Origin of the sequence: Lawsonella clevelandensis (genome assembly GCF_001293125.1) — a bacterium.
Taxonomy (GTDB): domain Bacteria; phylum Actinomycetota; class Actinomycetes; order Mycobacteriales; family Mycobacteriaceae; genus Lawsonella; species Lawsonella clevelandensis.
Genome location: NZ_CP009312.1, coordinates 1,564,841 through 1,580,937, shown reverse-complemented (window position 1 = coordinate 1,580,937; position 16,097 = coordinate 1,564,841). Strand labels below are relative to the sequence as shown.

Genomic DNA, 16,097 nt, shown 5'->3' with positions numbered 1-16,097 from the left:
CCTACCTGCACAAACAATTTATCCACCTGCCGCGATCCGACGCCCGGCTTCGAGAATTTTGTCTACCAATTCACGAGAAATTTGCTTCAGTTTCCGTGATATCGTCCAACTTCTCACAGGTTATTTCCTGACTCCTTGGGAAATAAAAAACGGGATGTTCCCGCCGTACGGAAGGAACATCCCGAAAAAAGATACCGAATCTATACCTTTTGTGGTTCAGGAGCACCTTCGTTAACCCCTGTTTCCTCATACTTGGACAAAATGTCGATGCGACGCTGGTGGCGCTCTTCTTCAGACCACGGTTGAGCAATAAATGCATCTACCATTTTCAGTGCATCGGATTCTTCAGTGAAGCGACCGCCGAGACTCATCACCCGTGCGTTATTGTGCTCGCGCGCCAACTTGGCAAGCTCCACATTCCACACGAGGGCACAACGAATTCCCTTCACCTTATTGGCGGCCATCTGCTCGCCGTTACCGGAACCGCCAAGCACGATGCCGAGAGACCCCTCATCGTCACGGACATGTTCCGCGCAGGAAACACAGAAGGCAGGGTAATCATCAAGGGCGTCATATTCGTGGGCGCCACAGTCCACGACCTCGTGACCCTCTTCTTTGAGATGGGCCGCGATAGCATTCTTCATATCAAAACCGGCATGATCGGAGCCAAGATAAATTCGCATAGCTTTAGCTTAATGGGAGCCAGGCAAACGAAAAGCCGAATCAGAGCAAAATGCCCCAATTCAGTGTTGTGCGGCAATCGCTCAACACCATAAAAATGCCGTTGCTCAGCGCTCCTCTACAACGCCATTGCCCCGTAAACGCCCCTGTAAAAGCAGCGTCTAGACGTCAAAGACAGGGGATTCCGTGCGGGATCGCTTGAGTTCGTAGAAGTAGGGGAAGTTTGCCAGCGCGACTGCCCCGTCAAACACCTTCCCTGCTTCCTCGCCCTTCGGAACACGACTGATGACCGGACCGAAGAAGCCAACACCATTTACATGGATACACGGGGCACCCACGTTATCTCCCAGCACATCCATGCCGGCATGGTGCGAGGCCCGCAGCTCTTTCTCGTAGGTGGTCTCGTCCCAATGCTCCATAAGGGTAGTGGGCAGTCCAACGTCCACTAGAGCTTCCTCAACGGCAGCCTTGTCCTGGGGACGCCCACCATTGTGGAATCGCAAACCAATAGCGGTATAGAGATCCGCGAGGACGTCTTCCCCATGTTCCTGTGCTGCCGCGTTCAGCACACGGACGGGCCCCCACGTCTTGTCGATATGTTCCCGGTAGGCGGGGTCAAGATCGCGCCCCTCGTTGAGGACACCCAAGCTCATCACATGGAAGCCTAGGTCGAAATCACGAACCTTGTTTGCCTCAAGGATCCAGCGGGAGGTAAGCCAGCACCAGGGGCAGGAGGGGTCGAACCAAAAATCTACGCGGGTGTCAGACATAGCGGCCTTTCTCTATTGAGGGGGAAAAAGCGCAGTGCTCTTTCACTTGACGATAACCCAGCGGGGTATACGTTTATTCCGAAAATAGCACTGACCCCACCTCCCAGGAGGTGGGGTCAGTGAGGGTTCTGCGTTCTACGACAAGGAATTACTTGTAGTAGGAGGCGTACTTGCCCTTCTTGTCGATCAGGCCCTGGGTCCAGCCGAGCCACTTCAGCAGCAGGCGCTGACCATGGAGGTCCATGATCTCAATGAAGTTGCCGTCAGGGTCCTTGCAGAAGCACCAGTGGGTGCCGGCAGTGGCATTGATCGGGGTGACAAACTCAACTCCCTGGGCTTCCAGTTCGGCACGAACCTTCGGTACGTCGCGAACAGAGATGCAGGCATGGGTGTAACCGGGACGGTTCCACTCACACTTCTGCTTGTCCTGCTTGGGAGTGAATTCGAAGATCTCCAAAACTCCACCGTCGGGAGTACGCAAGAAGCCCAGGCGGGTACTCAGGCCGGAAGCGCCATACATGTTAGACATGGGCTCCAGGACCGAGTTATCCAAAACCATCTCAGAAACGAGCAGGCAGTTGAACTTCTCGTGGTACCACTTGACAGCTGCCTCAAAGTCGGACACGGTAACGCCGACGTGCATGAGGCCGTGAATCTTCGGGCTAACGAATGGGATTCTCACTTTGCGTAACCTCCGATGGTGAGAAGAAGATCGCCGAAGTCTGCACCATACTCGGGGGCACCGAACATGAGAATACGTCCAGCAGTGGTGGCCTCAAGCATGTCGTCGATCTCCAGTAGGGTGCCAAGGGCACTCGGGACGGAGTCGAAGGACAGTTCGAAGAACGGGCGAGAACGCTTGTAGTAGCCGCGGGATGCACGGGTACGGCCACCCTTGACGCGCACGTAGGCGGCCAAGTCAGGCTTACCCTGCACTGACAGCTGGTACACACGGTCAGGCTGCTTCTTGGCCCACTTCTTGAACTTCGGATGTCCGGCCTTGTTGAGCTGGGAAATACCCGTGGTCAGCAAGTAGAACATCAGCTTGGTGAGAAGTGCAGCTTCGTCCGGATCCTCCGGGGGCTCAGTGGCACCCATCAGCTTGGAGAGGACGAGCAGCGTGCCAATCGTCTTCACCAGCAGTCCGGGCTTCTTCAGAGCTCCGCGGAACTTGGGAAGGGCGAGTCCACCGGTGAAGAAGGTGACGAGATCTTCACGGCTCTTGAACTCGATTTCAAAGTCGGGATAGTCGGTGGCGGACAAGCGGGGCTGCAGAGCTCCATCGGTGATTTCAAAGTGCATGGCGTCCTTCTGCACACCATTCACATTGAATTCGCCATCCGGAGCGCAAGCGCTGATCTGGACAGTACCGTTGGTACTCCCCCAGAGCTTGGTCAGGCCCGGCTTACCTTCAACGAGCGGCTTCAGAGTAGGCAGAACAGCCTTCAGGAAGACGATCGTTGAATACCGAGTCTTGTCAGCATCGCTCATTCTTAGACCTCATCATCCCAGTCGTCGTCCTCTTCGACCTCAATCTTCATGAGTTCGCGAACGGTTTCGATGATGCCGTTCTCGTCAAAGCCGTAGTAGGACATCAGGTCTTCCGGCTGGCCGATGATGGACCAGCAGTCCGGAACACCCAGCTTCTTGAAGGTGAAGCCCTTGCCGGCGGTGGCGGCGACATCGGCAACTGCGGAGCCCATACCACCAATGATGTTGTGGTCTTCCACAGTAACGATGCGGCGGGTCTCACTCACAGCAGCCTTGATAGCCTCTTCGTCGAGCGGTTTCAAGGAGTACAGGTCGATCACGCGGACAGACAGGCCGTCCTCGTTCTTCAGGAAGTCGGCAGCCTGGACGGCACGCCATACGCCAGCGCCGCAGGCAATGATGGTGAGGTCAGTGCCTTCACGGAGCGTGTTGGAACCACCGATACGGAAGTTCTCAACGGGCTCCTCGTACACAACCTGGTCGAAGCCGCGGTTGATACGAATGTAGACGGGGCCGTCGTGCTCGTAGGCAGCTTCCACAGCCTGGGCGGTGGACATACCATCAGCAGGGTTAAGGACGACCATGCCTGCGAAGGAGCGCATGATGGCGATGTCCTCGGTGCAGTGGTGGGTCGTACCGGCCTGGCCGAAGGAAGTGCCAGTGTGGGTGGCGATGATCTTAACGTTCTTCTTGTTGTAGCAGATGTCCGTGCGGACCTGCTCGCATGCGCGCATAGAGGCGAAGGCGGCGAAGGTAGACACGAACGGAGTGAAACCGGCAGCGGCAAGACCGGCAGCAATGCCCATCATGTCCTGCTCAGCAATACCAACGTTGAAGAAACGCTCGGGGAACTTGTCACCCAGCAGACCAATCTTGGTGGACTTGGCGAGGTCGGCGGAGAGGCCAACAATATCCTCATGCTCGGCAGCAAGTTCGGTGAGAACGCGGCCGTAAATTTCGGCGGTGGACAGGTCAACCTGGGCCTGTGCCGTATAAGTCATACCAGCCATTGCGTTAGGCTCCCTTCACTGCTGCAAGCCGCTGCTCGTGGTAGCGGTCTAGGCTATCGAATGCTTTATCTGCCAGATCCGACGCGAATGCACCGTAGTGCCACTTGTAGTCACCAGCGATGAAGTCAATGCCGCAACCCTTGGTGGTGTTGGCAATGATGGCAGTAGGCTTCCCCTTGACTTCGCGAGCCTTGGCGAAGGCGTCGACGATCTCGGGAATGCTATTGCCGTTAATTTCGATGACCTCCCACCCGAAGGCGCGCCACTTGTCGCCGAAGCTCTCCAGCGGCATGATGTCCTCGGTCGGGCCATCCATCATCAGTTTGTTGCGGTCAATGATGGCGACCAAGTTGTCCAGCTTGAACTTGGCGCCGGCCATAGCAGCTTCCCAGTTCGAGCCTTCGTCCGATTCACCGTCACCCAGCAGGGTGTAGGTACGCCATTCCTTGCCCAGCAGCTTGGCGCCGAGGGCCATGCCCACGGCGATCGGCAGGCCGTGGCCGAGCGAACCGGTGGAGATTTCGACGCCGGGCACCATGTGTGAACAGGGGTGCATACCCAGCGGGGACTCGGTGTGGTTGTACTCTTCCAGCCATTCCTTGGGGAAGCAGCCCTTGTCAGCAAGAACAGGGGCGAAACCAACGCCGATGTGGCCCTTCGACAGCACGAAGCGGTCGCGGTCCGGGTCGTCTAGTTTCTTACCATCGAAATTCATCTCGTTGTAGTAAAGAACCGTCAAGACGTCCGTTGCCGAGAGCGAACCACCGATGTGACCAGACCCTGCCCAGATAACCGTCTGAAGGGTAAGCTTCCTGAGCTCGGAGGCCTTGTCTTCGAGCCGCTTCCATTCGGCTTGATCCAACGCCATGTGACATCTCCTTCCGAGGAGTTGATAAGCGCAACACAGACTGGCAGGGGCTCCGCGGATCCTCCCTCGCTAACGAAGGATTCCCACTCACAAAAACGAGAATGCCCGTCCGATCGCACAATTAAACTAATTGGAGCTGACTCCTAGGCTACCGAGGGCTTGGGCAAATTTTTTGGATCTGGATACGCTAGCTCACTGTTCTTGAAAAGAAGTGGAAACACCCAGCTCAAGGCCTATGTTGCATTATCAAATGTTGCCGAGTGTTTCCGCTACAACAAGGGCTTCGTAACCCCCTACTGACATTGCGGGAATGAACAACTAGAGTCTCAACTAAAGCGATTAAGCTACCAGTTTATCGCTTTTCTTAGGTTCGCCCCCTATTAACTAAAAACACCCTAAAACGCATCTGTGACGATCACACAAAAGTGTCTCTGAAACCGTCACAGAAGCCCACCACTCACCCACTGAGGAGCTACTCCGTGACGTCATTCAACCTGACCCGAGAAACCGCCGCCGACCGCGCCGCACACCTCACCGTCACCTCCTACACCATCCACCTTGACGTCACCCAACCCACCACCCACCCCAACACTGCAGAAAACTACACACTCCCAGACGCCCCATCCGGGATCTCCCCCCTCACTCACTTCCGCTCCCACACCACCATTCAACTCGACTGCCCCACTCCCGGCTACTCCACCTTCCTCGACCTACGCGACGCACACCTTCTCTCCGCCACCCTCAATGGCGACCCCCTCGACGTGCACGCCTACAACACCACTCTTTCCACTACCGGAGAAACCGGCGAAAACGGTCTAGCCCTCCCCTCCCTCGCCGACCACAACACCATTGTCATCGACGCCTGGTGCCGCTACTCCACCACAGGTGAAGGCCTCCACCGCTCCGTCGACGCCGCAGACGGCACCGTCTACCTCTACAGCCAATGCGAACCCGCCGACTCCAAACGCGTCTTCGCCTGCTTCGACCAGCCCGACCTCAAAGCACCCATCGACCTCACAGTGACGGCACCCACCAGCTGGCACATCATCAGCAATAGCAGCATCGACAGCTCCACTACCGCCACCTCCCCCATCTTCGGCGAAGAAAAAGCCAGCACCCACCACTTCCAGCCCACCAACCCCCTCTGCCCCTACCTCTTTGCCCTCTGTGCCGGCCCCTACCACCAATGGAGCGACACCTACCAGTGGACCGAGGAGGACGGCACTACCCTCACCATTCCTCTCAACCTTTACTGCCGCGAAACCCTCGCCCCCTACTTCGACCCGGGCAACATCTTCACCCTCACCAAAGGCGGCTTCGACTACTACCACCGCACTTTCGGCATCCTCTACCCCTTCACCGGCTCCTACGACCAGGTTTTCGTCCCCGACTTCAACGCCGGCGCCATGGAAAACGTCGGTTGCGTCACCTACCGCGAAGACTACGTTTTCCGCTCCCACGCCACCGCCTGGAAATACGAGCGACGCGCCGATACCGTCCTGCACGAAATGGCACACATGTGGTTCGGCAACCTCGTCACCATGCAGTGGTGGAATGACCTCTGGCTGAACGAATCCTTCGCCAGCTGGGCGAGCGTCATGGCCCAACTCGGCTCCACCAACTACCAAACCGCCTGGACCACCTTCGCCTCAACCCAGAAAAATTGGGCCTACCGGCAAGACGACCTCCCTTCCACCCACCCCATTGCAGCCAGCATGGAGAATCTGGAAGAGCTGGACGCCAACTTCGATGGCATCACCTACGCGAAAGGCTGTGCCGTCCTCAAACAGCTCGTGGCCTACGCCGGCCTAGATCCCTTCCTCAAGGGTCTGCGAGACTATCTCCGCGCCCACTCCTACAGCAACGCAACGTTCCAAGATCTCCTCGATGCGGTCAGCCGCTACTGCGACAAGGACTTTCATGCGTGGGCAGAAGCCTGGCTCACCACCACCGGGCGCAACACCCTCTCGCTCGACTTTGACATCACCACCACGGCCGAAGGACAGGATCTCGCTGACGTCGACGCCACTGTGGGTGACCAGTCCGCCCGTTACAGCTCCGTCACTCTCCACCAAAGTGGCGCTGCACCGGGCGCCGGCGAACTACGTCCCCACCGCGTCGGCGTGGGCATCTACTCGGTAGCCCCAGCGGCTAGCGACGGGATCGTGGAAGGCGGTGCGCACACCAGTGCAGACGCTTCGCTCACTGTAGATGAGGCGGGCGAACTCGTGCGTACCCACTACACCGAAGTGGACCTCGACGATGAGTCGACCACCGTCACGGACCTGCGGAACCTCCCACAAGGAGCGCTCCTCCTCCCCAACGACGAGGACCTCACCTACTGCCAGATCGAACTGGATGCACAGAGCGTAGAAACCGTCATCGAGCGCGTCGAAGACATCGTGGACCCGCTCGCTCGCGCCCTCTGCTGGGGTGTGTTGGAGGAGATGACAATGCACGCCACCCTACCTGGATCCACCCTGGTGGAGGTTATTGCGCGGGCAATCGAGGCGGAGTCTGAACTTCCGGTAGCGGAGCACCTGATGGCCCGGGCAGTGCAGGTACTGCGGTACTTCACCGATCCTGCCTGGGCAGAGGCCGAAGGGTGGGCACTTTTGAGCGATGTTCTTCTCACCATCGCCCAGAATCCACAGTTTGGCGCCGACCAGCAGCTGATCGCTTTCACCACTTTCTGCCAGTGCAAGCTACACAAGGATCAAGTGGCGCTGCTGTACGAAGTGTGGAAAGCGGACTCACTGACCCCTGCAGACATTGAAGGTTTAGAGTTGGATACCGACCTGCGGTGGACTGTGCTGACGGCACTGGCTGCCCATGGGGCTGTGACACAAGACGATGTGGATGCGGCACTACGCGCCGACAACACCAGTATGGGTGTGCGCCGGGCACTGACTGCGGGGGCTGCGCTGCCCACTGCGGACAATAAGGCTGCCGTGTGGGAGAAGCTTTTTGCGGTGGAAGGCGAGCTGGCGGGCAACTGGTCCGTGGTGGCGCTCTTGGATGGTTTCGCATGGGCTGGCCAGGATGCGTTGGTAGCTCCCTTCGCGCAGCGGTACCCGGCTGATCTGGCGCGGCTATGGGAGAAGCGTGGCGGCGAGGTGGCTGCCACGGTGACGGAGCGGGCCTTCCCGTTGTGGGGTGCTCCCGCGGAGGTGAGCCAGCTGATAGAAGAACTGTTGGAGAGCTCAACGACATTGCCGAGTGGTGCTCAGCGTTTCCTACGTGAGGGGCTTTTTGACCTGTCTCGAGCCCAGCAGGGGCGTGCGCTGGACAGTTCTCTAAGCGACAACAGTGGAGATTAGCGGGCTACGGTTACTGGGCCGTCGTGGCCCTAGTAGCGCGGCTCGACTGCCAGCCAGAATGGTGTAGCCCCAACGTCGTCCAACCGCATACGTATATGAGTGGCGACAGTGTTAGGGTTACTTTCTGCCATCATGAAGTGCCTTCCCAGCCGGTGGGCGACGACGCCGGTGGTGCCTGATCCAGCGAATACATCCCACACATAGTCACCAGGCACTGTAGCAGCGTTGATGATGCGTTCTAGGAGAGGCTCGGGTTTTGGAGTGGCGAATTGAATGTCATCCCCAAACTTTCGGCGCAACTGTAGTTTTGCCGAGTCTGAAGAGCCAACTTCGTTTGCTGGCCAGATTGTTTTGAGCTTCTTGCGGCGGCCCGGGTGCATCCGGTCGATCTGGAAGATGTCGAGACGGATACCTTTTCTCCCACGCACCTGGCGGGCGAATAATTCGTCGGATCGCTCGGCGACGGTGGATGCAGACCAGCGCCATACGGCAGGCTGTAAATCCCCAAAGACGGGCATGATTTCTTTGGCACCGGTGAAGGGCGCGCTACGCACAGCACCGGTGTCAGGGTTCGCGTAGAGCGGATAGCTCATGGTACGTGCGGTGACGGGGTTGAACCTTTTATTGGTGTTGCGCAAAGGAAGTAGCCGGTAGCGCCCTTGGCTATCTTCATAGGGAAAGTCTTGGGGGTCGACGGAACCGGTGATCCCGGGCTCAAGGGTGACCATACTGGTGTCCTTTGCGTACACCAGGAGGTAATCGTGGCAGGCGGCAAAGAAGCGGTCGAGCTGCCGCCCTTTGGGGTTGATCTCCACAACAATCTGGGCAATGAAGTTCTCTCGCCCGAAGATCTCATCGAGCAGAACACGAGCGTAAGGCATTTCAGAGTCGTCGAGGTGGACCCAGATACTTCCGGTCGGGGCAAGGGCATCCCGCAACGCAGTGAGGCGAGTGCGCATCATGCCCAGCCAGAGATGGTGGTCGAGTCCGTCACTATAGTCAGTAAAAATGGTGCCGGTATTGTAAGGCGGGTCGATGTAGACGAGTTGGGGTGCACGGAGACCATTAAGCGCTGTGAGATGTTGGATGGCGTCGTAGGCGTCACCGCAGACCACCATATCTGGGGTATCGTCGCCGGCATCGAGGGCGGTGAGGAGATTGTCGAGAGTGTCGTGGGCTACAAGCGCTGCCTCAGCAGGACTGCCTGCCGTGGACGTTTCCGCACCGATTCCCGCCGCGGTGGTCGCTTCCACCGCTGCGACTGGGCCGTATTGGAACGGTGTAAGGGCTACGTCGGGGAGGCAGGCGTCAGAAGCAACCGCATGGTAGTGCGTGTGCCCAGCAACAATAAGTTCTTCCCGGTTATCCCAGTTCAGCGTGGGGTTTTCGAAGTGTTGGACGGTCACTGCTCACCGTCAGCAGCGGCTTGATACTCGGTGAGCATAAGTTGGAGTGCCGGTTCGAGCTCCACCTGGCGTCGAGAGTCGACGTCAAAGGCAACCAGTACACTGTCCACCACGGCGACGACGTCACCACGCTCGTCACGCAACTCGTGCCGGAGTGTGTAGCTGCTGGCCGTGACGGCTTGCACCGTCAACTCAACTTTGACTTTCTCCCTGCCGAAGAGGAGTGGCTTGAGGTAGTCCACTTCAAGGTGGCGTACCACCATCGGCGGTGCAGTGAAGCCCCGCCGAATCCACGTGTCCTTGACAAAGCGGAGACGCGCTTCACGGGCAAGCTCAATGTAGGTGGAGTCGGTGACTTCGCCTAATTGATCGAAGTCACTCCACCGGATTTCTAGCTCACAAGAGTAGTTTCCTGCCCGGGGCGACATGGTGTTACTCCCTTCTGCCAAGGACCCGTGGGTGGTGTGCGATGGTTAGTCGCGGGTGAGTTTGCGGTAAGTGACAGAGTGCGGGCGGGCCGCGTCTTCCCCTAGTCGCTCGATCTTATTTGCTTCGTACCCTTCGAAGTTTCCTTCGAACCAGAACCATTGTCCTTCTTCGACGTTGCCTTCCCAGGCGAGGATGTGGGTACAGGTTCGGTCCAGGAACCAGCGGTCGTGGGAGATCACCACGGCACAGCCGGGGAACTTGGTGAGGGCATTTTCCAATGAGGAGAGGGTCTCCACGTCGAGGTCGTTGGTCGGTTCGTCGAGGAGGATCAGGTTGCCGCCCTCCTTTAGAGTCAGTGCCAGGTTGAGGCGGTTGCGTTCACCACCGGACAGTACACCAGCCTTCTTCTGCTGGTCTGGGCCTTTGAACCCGAATGCAGAAACGTAGGCGCGTGATGGCATCTCGTTCTGGCCGACGACAATGTGGTCGAGCCCATCGGAGACGACTTCCCACACAGTCTTGTTGGGGTCGATGTGTTCGCGGTTCTGGTCCACGTAGGACAACTTCACGGTTTCGCCTACACGGACTGTGCCGGAATCCGGCTCTTCCAAACCGACGATGGTTTTGAAGAGGGTGGTCTTACCTACACCGTTCGGGCCGATAACACCAACAATCCCGTTGCGTGGCAAGGTAAAGGAAAGGTCCTTGATGAGAACACGCCCGTCGAAGCCCTTGGTGAGGTCGTTGACTTCCACCACCACATTGCCAAGGCGCGGCGGGGTGGGAATCTGGATCTCTTCAAAGTCGAGCTTCTTGTACTGCTCAGCTTCGGCGACCATCTCTTCGTAGCGCTGCAGACGAGCTTTCGACTTGGCTTGGCGGGCCTTCGCGCCGGAGCGCACCCAGGCCAGTTCATCCTTTAAGCGCTTTTGCAGCTTGGCATCCTTACGACCGGCAACTTCCAGGCGTTCAGCCTTCTTCTCCAGGTAAGTGGAGTAGTTGCCCTGGTAGGGGTAGAGGTGGCCACGGTCAACTTCGCAGATCCATTCAGCAATGTGATCCAGGAAATAGCGGTCGTGGGTAATGCACAGCACGGCGCCCTTGTAGTCCTGCAGGAACTTCTCCAACCAGGCAACGGATTCGGCATCCAGGTGGTTGGTGGGCTCGTCGAGGAGGAGCAGATCGGGGGCTTGCAGCAGGAGCCGGCAGAGGGCGACACGGCGCTTCTCGCCACCGGAGAGCTGCGTCACCGGGAATTCTCCCGGGGGGCAGCGAAGTGCATCCATGGCCTGGTCGATGCGGGAATCGATTTCCCACGCGTCCGCATGGTCTAGCTTCTCCTGCAGTGCACCCATTTCCTCCATGAGTTCATCGGAGTAGTCGGTGGCCATCTGCTCAGCGATCTCGTTGTACCGTTTGAGGTTCTGCATGACCTGGCCGAGACCGTCTTCTACGTTTTCCCGGACGGTTTTGTCTTCGTCCAGCTGCGGTTCCTGCATCAGGATGCCAACGGTAGCCTCCGGGTCCGCGAAAGCATCGCCGTTAGAGGGCTGGTCAATTCCGGCCATGATCTTCAGAATGCTGGACTTACCGGCGCCGTTCGGGCCGACAACACCAATCTTCGCACCGTGATAGAAGGACATGGTGACGTCATCCAAGATGACCTTCTCACCAAAAGCCTTGCGCACATTACGCATGGTGTAGACGAACTCTGACACGAATCAACCTCTCCTACTGGGGTATCTAACGTGCTCAGTCTACCTGTTCTGCAACATCCTCAGGAACGGACATGCCTGTTGTGCGGCCGCGGAAGCGCAGATCGAGCCCAACTGTGGTGGCGGTGAGCTTCACCACCGTTACCGGACGCTCCGCACCTTGAGGCGTGAATTCATCGCTCAGCAGACGTCCAGTAACAATGACGGCGTCTCCCTTCCGGAGTGTGGCAGCGACATTCTCGCCCAGGTTCCCCCAGCAGACCGTCTCGATAAAGAGAGTGTCGTTTTCTTTCCAGGACTGGCTGATGGAGTCGAAATAGCGGTGGTTAGAAGCTAGGCGGAAGGAGGCAACTGGACGCTCTGCAGCATGACGCAGCTGCGGGTCACCAGCGAGGTTTCCCATGAGGGTGATCGTGTTCGACATTGGTGGGCCTTTCCCGTGAGATGTGACATGGTGCGGCACGCAGTGACGGTCCGCGTGCCACCGCCTAACTGTTCCATGCGGGGTGGCGAGGAAAACTCGGGAAGGAAGCCGAGTTCTGTGCTTTTCCACAGTGGCACTACACTGTGGATGATGCCTCCATAGCTCAGTGGACAGAGCAGTCGGCTTCTACCCGATTGGTCGAGGGTTCGAATCCTTCTGGGGGCACGTGCAGAAACCCCTAGTAGATCGACATAAAAGCTGGTTTATCAGGGGTTTTACTATATTTACAGTAGGTGCTTAAGGGGGCACGAAAGGGCACAAAAATGCTCTAAAATGCACCAGATGTAGCCAAAATGTAGCCAAAGAAACGCACGAAAAAAGCGGGGGCACCCAGCACAAACACCAGGCACCCCCGCCCCCGGCTAATCAAATTCCGGGACAGTAGGGAGTTCCGTAGGCCGCCCAGCAGCGTCCCACGTCACAACGAAATTCCCAACACCTTCGCAAAGAAAATGCTCAAAGACCTAGGAGCCACAGAATGAGCAACACCTACACCATACGCGCCCGTCGCGAAGAGGGCTGGTGGATCGCCACTGTTGACGAAGTACCAGGCCTCAACCATCAAACAAAACGACTTGACCAACTCGAAGAGTGGACACGCTCAGGCTTAGAGCTCTTCCCTGAAATCGAACCACACCCGGAAACCGCACAAATCCGTATCGTAGTGGAGCCTGCATTCGATATCGCTAAAAAAGCGGTACAAGCGAACAAGGAAGCTAAAGACGCGCAAGACAAAGCCTCTTCTCTTATGCGCCGAGCTGCCCGCGAGCTCTCAGCAGCCAACCTCCCCTACCGCGATATAGGGACGATACTCGGTGTCAGTTTCCAACGCGCCCAAAAACTCGCCACATCGAGAGCGTCCATAAATACACCACCAGCAAGGGAATAAGGTGGGCAGTAGCCTACAGCCGCCCTGACGGTACCCGCACCAAAAAACGTGGCTTCCTCACCAAAACAGCGGCCAAGGCGTGAGAAACAAAACAGGCCTCAGACATCCTCACCGGCCAGTGGATAGATAGCCAAGGCGGGAAACAAACTATCGGCGAGTTGGGGGACGCGTGGGTCAGCCGGCAGACCCGCCTCAAGCCATCCAGCCTCCGCTCTCTCAAAAACGTGTGGGAAGCCAAAGTGAAACCTTACTGGGGCGATAGGGCACTCGATAGCGTCAGGCATACTGAGGTCGCATCCTGGCTCGCAGGAATGACAACTAACGATGGGAAGCCGCTCGGCGCTACCACAAAACGGTACGCCCACCAGATACTCAGCAATATCTACCAGGACGCGATCCGTGACGGGCTAATCCTCACCAACCCAGTTGAGGGTATACCCCTGCCCAAAAAGACCCGCGCACAAAAAACCTACCTCACCCACGAACAACTACAAGCATTCGCGGCAGCCTGTGGGGAATACGAGACGCTAATCCTCGTCATGGGCTACTGTGGGCTACGGTGGGGTGAGGCTATCGCGTTGACCACCGATGATATAGACCTCCTGCGCAGGAGGATCACAGTCAACAAGAACGCCGTCTGGCTCGACAAAAAAGTCCATTTAGGCACCCCTAAAAGCAACGAGGAACACAGCGTGCCGTTAATCGCCCTGGTTGCCGAGAAACTAGACAAGCACATGCGTAGCCACCCCACAGGCAGCCTAGTATGGGCAACACCCAAAGGGGGCTATGTGCCCCGCCCCAACGCCCGCGAGGGCTACTGGAGACGCGCAATAAGAGAATCCGGAATCCCCCGCATCACACCCCACGATCTACGCCATACAGCAGCCAGCCTAGCCGTACAGTCAGGGGCGAACGTAAAAGCTGTACAACGGATGCTTGGCCACTCTTCCGCCGCTATGACGCTCGATGTATACGCCGATCTTTTCGATGATGATCTAGACCGGCTGGCGGATCACCTTGATGCTGCAGCGCGGCGTGTTGCCAAATTGTAGCCACGATCGTTATTTCCCTGCTGTTTTTGCAGGTCATAGCCATTACGTGTGAGGGTTCGAACCTTCTGGGGGCACGCACAGTAACAACTATTCCCTTGCAGTTCCTGGCACTGAATTTCGCTGAGGCCATTCCGACCTCAGCCGAGGTCTACTACGAGAATTGCGATGCTGTTCGGGCCGCCGGGGTCGCGCCGCGCAAGCGAGGGGAACCGGGCTACCGAGCAGGCCTGGACCGCGATCGTGACGGATGGGCATGTGAATAAGTCCGCCTGGCCGCTTAGCGGTACTCGCACACTACCCGCCCTTACTCTTCTATTTCTGTCTTCTTTAATTCCGACAACAGTATTCTTCACAGACAGCAACGTGCCCCCAGCTGGGATACTGGAGGCACGTTGTGGTTGTTATGTCTATTGACCGCTTAAAGTTTTTAGGAGAGAGCAGCGGCCTAAAGGCTCAGAATGCGGTAGACACCCGGACGAGAAAGCCCAGTTGCTTCACAGATTTCGGAGATGCGAACACCTTTTTCGTGGGCAGACTGAACCAACTGGTAACGCTCATTCTGCAGTTTATCCAGCTGCTTTTCTACTTTGCGCAGCCGGGTCGACTGCTCCTGCAGCTGACCAAGCATTTCCCACTTGTTAGACATATAACTCCTTCTATCGATCATTGTTGACCTGCGGAGCGCACTCGGGGGCCATGAGAGAGAGGTTATTCTCCCTGGTCACAGGGCAACGGAGCAGGTGTTGTCCACTTGATACCGAGTATCCGACTGTAACCAGTAACCCTATGGTCACCGCAAATGTCTTTTACAGGATATACCTCGTTACGACATTGATTTATGGTTTTCTACAAAGCTTTGAGAGAAACTGTCCAGAATTTCGTAACTTTCAGAAAGAATCTTACAATTTGGGATTATTGATGGTCAATAGTGGAATTATTTTTGCATAGTTCTTCAAAACTCGCCTGTGTACTTTGTTTTTAGAAAAACTTTCATGCTAATTAATTCTAGATGAAAATGTTGCACAATCGGCATAAATATGGCTTTTATTCGATAAAACCCTGAGAGAACCATTAGTACACTCTTCAATTTACTTCTTGTGATCTTCGTCACCTGTTAGAAAGAACAAACAATTTCACTTGGTGAGATTCGGAATGGAGCACTTTCGCAACACTCTCATCATCGCTGTTTGTTCGGCTTCAGTAACCCATAAACCATAAAGCCGCTTTACCTCCACTTGGCGCGCTACATATTCACAGCGGTAAGCCTTATTGGGAGGTAACCAGGTAGCCGTATCACTTGCACCTTTACGGGAATTAACCCATCCTGACACCGCTAACAAATTGCGTGGATCATTCGCGAAAGCCAGCCGCTTCTCAAACGGCCAATACTGCGCACCCTTCACCCAGGAATCTGCGAGAGCAACAACATGGTCGATCTGCACCAAGGAACTCGTCCTCTCCCCTCGCTGAAACTGCACAATCTCACCAGTGTAGGGATCCAACAAGGTGCCACTCTCCACCACACACCCTTCAGTCCCGGGGCGGACGGTCACATTCACCAGGTCACGACGCAAAATATCCTCACGGGTGCGGCACCCATTATGACCCATAGGAGCACTGTTGTTGTCGTCCCAACTCCTCCCATACTGGGAACGCTTATAGCCAGTCTTGGGCGCGCGGCCTTTCACCACTAAGAGACGCGCATGCGCTAAAACATCTCCATAACTCACCAACCCGAAGTCCCGGAGAACAGTGAATCTGAGTGCCGGAACGACTCCAACCACCGTGCTCGTTGTAGTGGCTGACAGAGACTCCGGCACGTTCACTGCACTACTGCCACTCATAGGAAGAGTCTCCGCAGCGGATGCTGACGGCTGGAAGCTCTCTCCCCTCGACGTGACAACCCCTGGTGCGGGCGAGGAAAGCGGTACTGTCACCAATGCACTGGTCGCCGGACCACAGCCAGTAGCAACCCCGAGAAG

16 protein-coding genes and 1 tRNA gene are annotated in these 16,097 nt (G+C 56.8%); 5 read left to right on the top strand and 12 right to left on the bottom strand.

Annotated features, from left to right (window positions below; translation table 11 throughout):
- Positions 1 to 200: 200 nt before the first annotated feature.
- From IY73_RS06720 to IY73_RS06695, 6 genes are all read right to left on the bottom strand, one after another.
- Positions 201 to 683 carry a ribose-5-phosphate isomerase gene (locus IY73_RS06720; RefSeq protein WP_053962404.1) on the bottom strand — a complete coding sequence of 161 codons (483 nt, stop codon included), beginning with the start codon at positions 681 to 683 and terminating at the stop codon, positions 201 to 203.
- 159 nt (positions 684 to 842) lie between these two features.
- A complete protein-coding gene (locus IY73_RS06715; protein ID WP_053962403.1) occupies positions 843 to 1,451 on the bottom strand; it encodes a mycothiol-dependent nitroreductase Rv2466c family protein in 609 nt (202 codons plus the stop codon).
- Positions 1,452 to 1,599: 148 nt separating this feature from the next.
- Positions 1,600 to 2,133, bottom strand: coding sequence for a VOC family protein (locus tag IY73_RS06710; RefSeq protein ID WP_148417784.1), 534 nt, complete (start codon positions 2,131 to 2,133; stop codon positions 1,600 to 1,602).
- On the bottom strand, positions 2,130 to 2,942 hold the full coding sequence (locus IY73_RS06705; RefSeq protein WP_053979124.1) for a hypothetical protein: 813 nt from the start codon (positions 2,940 to 2,942) through the stop codon (positions 2,130 to 2,132). Before IY73_RS06705 ends, IY73_RS06710 begins: the two co-directional genes overlap by 4 nt.
- Before the next feature lie 2 nt (positions 2,943 to 2,944).
- Positions 2,945 to 3,952 carry a transketolase family protein gene (locus tag IY73_RS06700; RefSeq protein ID WP_053979123.1) on the bottom strand — a complete coding sequence of 336 codons (1,008 nt, stop codon included), beginning with the start codon at positions 3,950 to 3,952 and terminating at the stop codon, positions 2,945 to 2,947.
- Positions 3,953 to 3,956: 4 nt separating this feature from the next.
- A complete protein-coding gene (locus IY73_RS06695) occupies positions 3,957 to 4,820 on the bottom strand; it encodes a transketolase (protein WP_053962399.1) in 864 nt (287 codons plus the stop codon).
- Between the two features lie 479 nt (positions 4,821 to 5,299).
- Here IY73_RS06695 and pepN point away from each other — a divergent pair, with 479 nt between their 5' ends.
- On the top strand, positions 5,300 to 8,140 hold the full coding sequence (gene pepN / locus IY73_RS06690; RefSeq protein ID WP_053979122.1) for an aminopeptidase N: 2,841 nt from the start codon (positions 5,300 to 5,302) through the stop codon (positions 8,138 to 8,140).
- 29 nt (positions 8,141 to 8,169) lie between these two features.
- On the opposite strand, the gene IY73_RS06685 is transcribed toward pepN, so the two are convergent.
- Genes IY73_RS06685 through IY73_RS06670 form a run of 4 tightly spaced genes read right to left on the bottom strand, consistent with a single transcriptional unit; the run spans position 8,170 to position 12,114 of the window.
- The gene (locus IY73_RS06685; RefSeq protein WP_053979121.1) at positions 8,170 to 9,546 is read right to left on the bottom strand and encodes a site-specific DNA-methyltransferase; all 1,377 of its coding nucleotides are present in this window, start codon (positions 9,544 to 9,546) and stop codon (positions 8,170 to 8,172) included.
- On the bottom strand, positions 9,543 to 9,974 hold the full coding sequence (locus IY73_RS06680; protein ID WP_053979120.1) for an acyl-CoA thioesterase: 432 nt from the start codon (positions 9,972 to 9,974) through the stop codon (positions 9,543 to 9,545). Before IY73_RS06680 ends, IY73_RS06685 begins: the two co-directional genes overlap by 4 nt.
- Before the next feature lie 45 nt (positions 9,975 to 10,019).
- Positions 10,020 to 11,693: an energy-dependent translational throttle protein EttA gene (gene ettA, locus IY73_RS06675; protein ID WP_053962395.1), complete on the bottom strand. Its 1,674-nt coding sequence runs from the start codon at positions 11,691 to 11,693 to the stop codon at positions 10,020 to 10,022.
- Positions 11,694 to 11,727: 34 nt separating this feature from the next.
- Positions 11,728 to 12,114, bottom strand: a complete 387-nt coding sequence (locus IY73_RS06670; RefSeq protein ID WP_053979119.1) for a single-stranded DNA-binding protein — start codon at positions 12,112 to 12,114, stop codon at positions 11,728 to 11,730.
- A gap of 152 nt (positions 12,115 to 12,266) precedes the next feature.
- Between IY73_RS06670 and IY73_RS06665 the strand changes: the two genes are divergently transcribed.
- The 4 genes from IY73_RS06665 (at position 12,267) to IY73_RS08780 (ending at position 14,378) form a co-directional block, all read left to right on the top strand.
- Positions 12,267 to 12,339 (top strand) — tRNA-Arg (locus IY73_RS06665).
- Positions 12,340 to 12,652: 313 nt separating this feature from the next.
- A complete protein-coding gene (locus IY73_RS06660) occupies positions 12,653 to 13,063 on the top strand; it encodes a hypothetical protein (protein WP_053979118.1) in 411 nt (136 codons plus the stop codon).
- Positions 13,064 to 13,374: 311 nt separating this feature from the next.
- Positions 13,375 to 14,115 carry a tyrosine-type recombinase/integrase gene (locus IY73_RS06655; RefSeq protein ID WP_148565066.1) on the top strand — a complete coding sequence of 247 codons (741 nt, stop codon included), beginning with the start codon at positions 13,375 to 13,377 and terminating at the stop codon, positions 14,113 to 14,115.
- A 26-nt stretch (positions 14,116 to 14,141) separates the two neighbouring features.
- A complete protein-coding gene (locus IY73_RS08780; RefSeq protein ID WP_315861661.1) occupies positions 14,142 to 14,378 on the top strand; it encodes an excalibur calcium-binding domain-containing protein in 237 nt (78 codons plus the stop codon).
- Between the two features lie 182 nt (positions 14,379 to 14,560).
- Here the strand turns inward: IY73_RS08780 and IY73_RS06650 are convergent, their stop codons facing one another.
- Together IY73_RS06650 and IY73_RS06645 are read right to left on the bottom strand one after the other, a co-directional pair.
- Entirely contained in the window at positions 14,561 to 14,761 is a 201-nt protein-coding gene (locus tag IY73_RS06650; RefSeq protein ID WP_053979116.1) for a helix-turn-helix domain-containing protein, read from the bottom strand.
- Positions 14,762 to 15,248: 487 nt separating this feature from the next.
- Positions 15,249 to 15,959: an HNH endonuclease family protein gene (locus tag IY73_RS06645; protein ID WP_082346611.1), complete on the bottom strand. Its 711-nt coding sequence runs from the start codon at positions 15,957 to 15,959 to the stop codon at positions 15,249 to 15,251.
- Positions 15,960 to 16,097 lie beyond the last annotated feature (138 nt).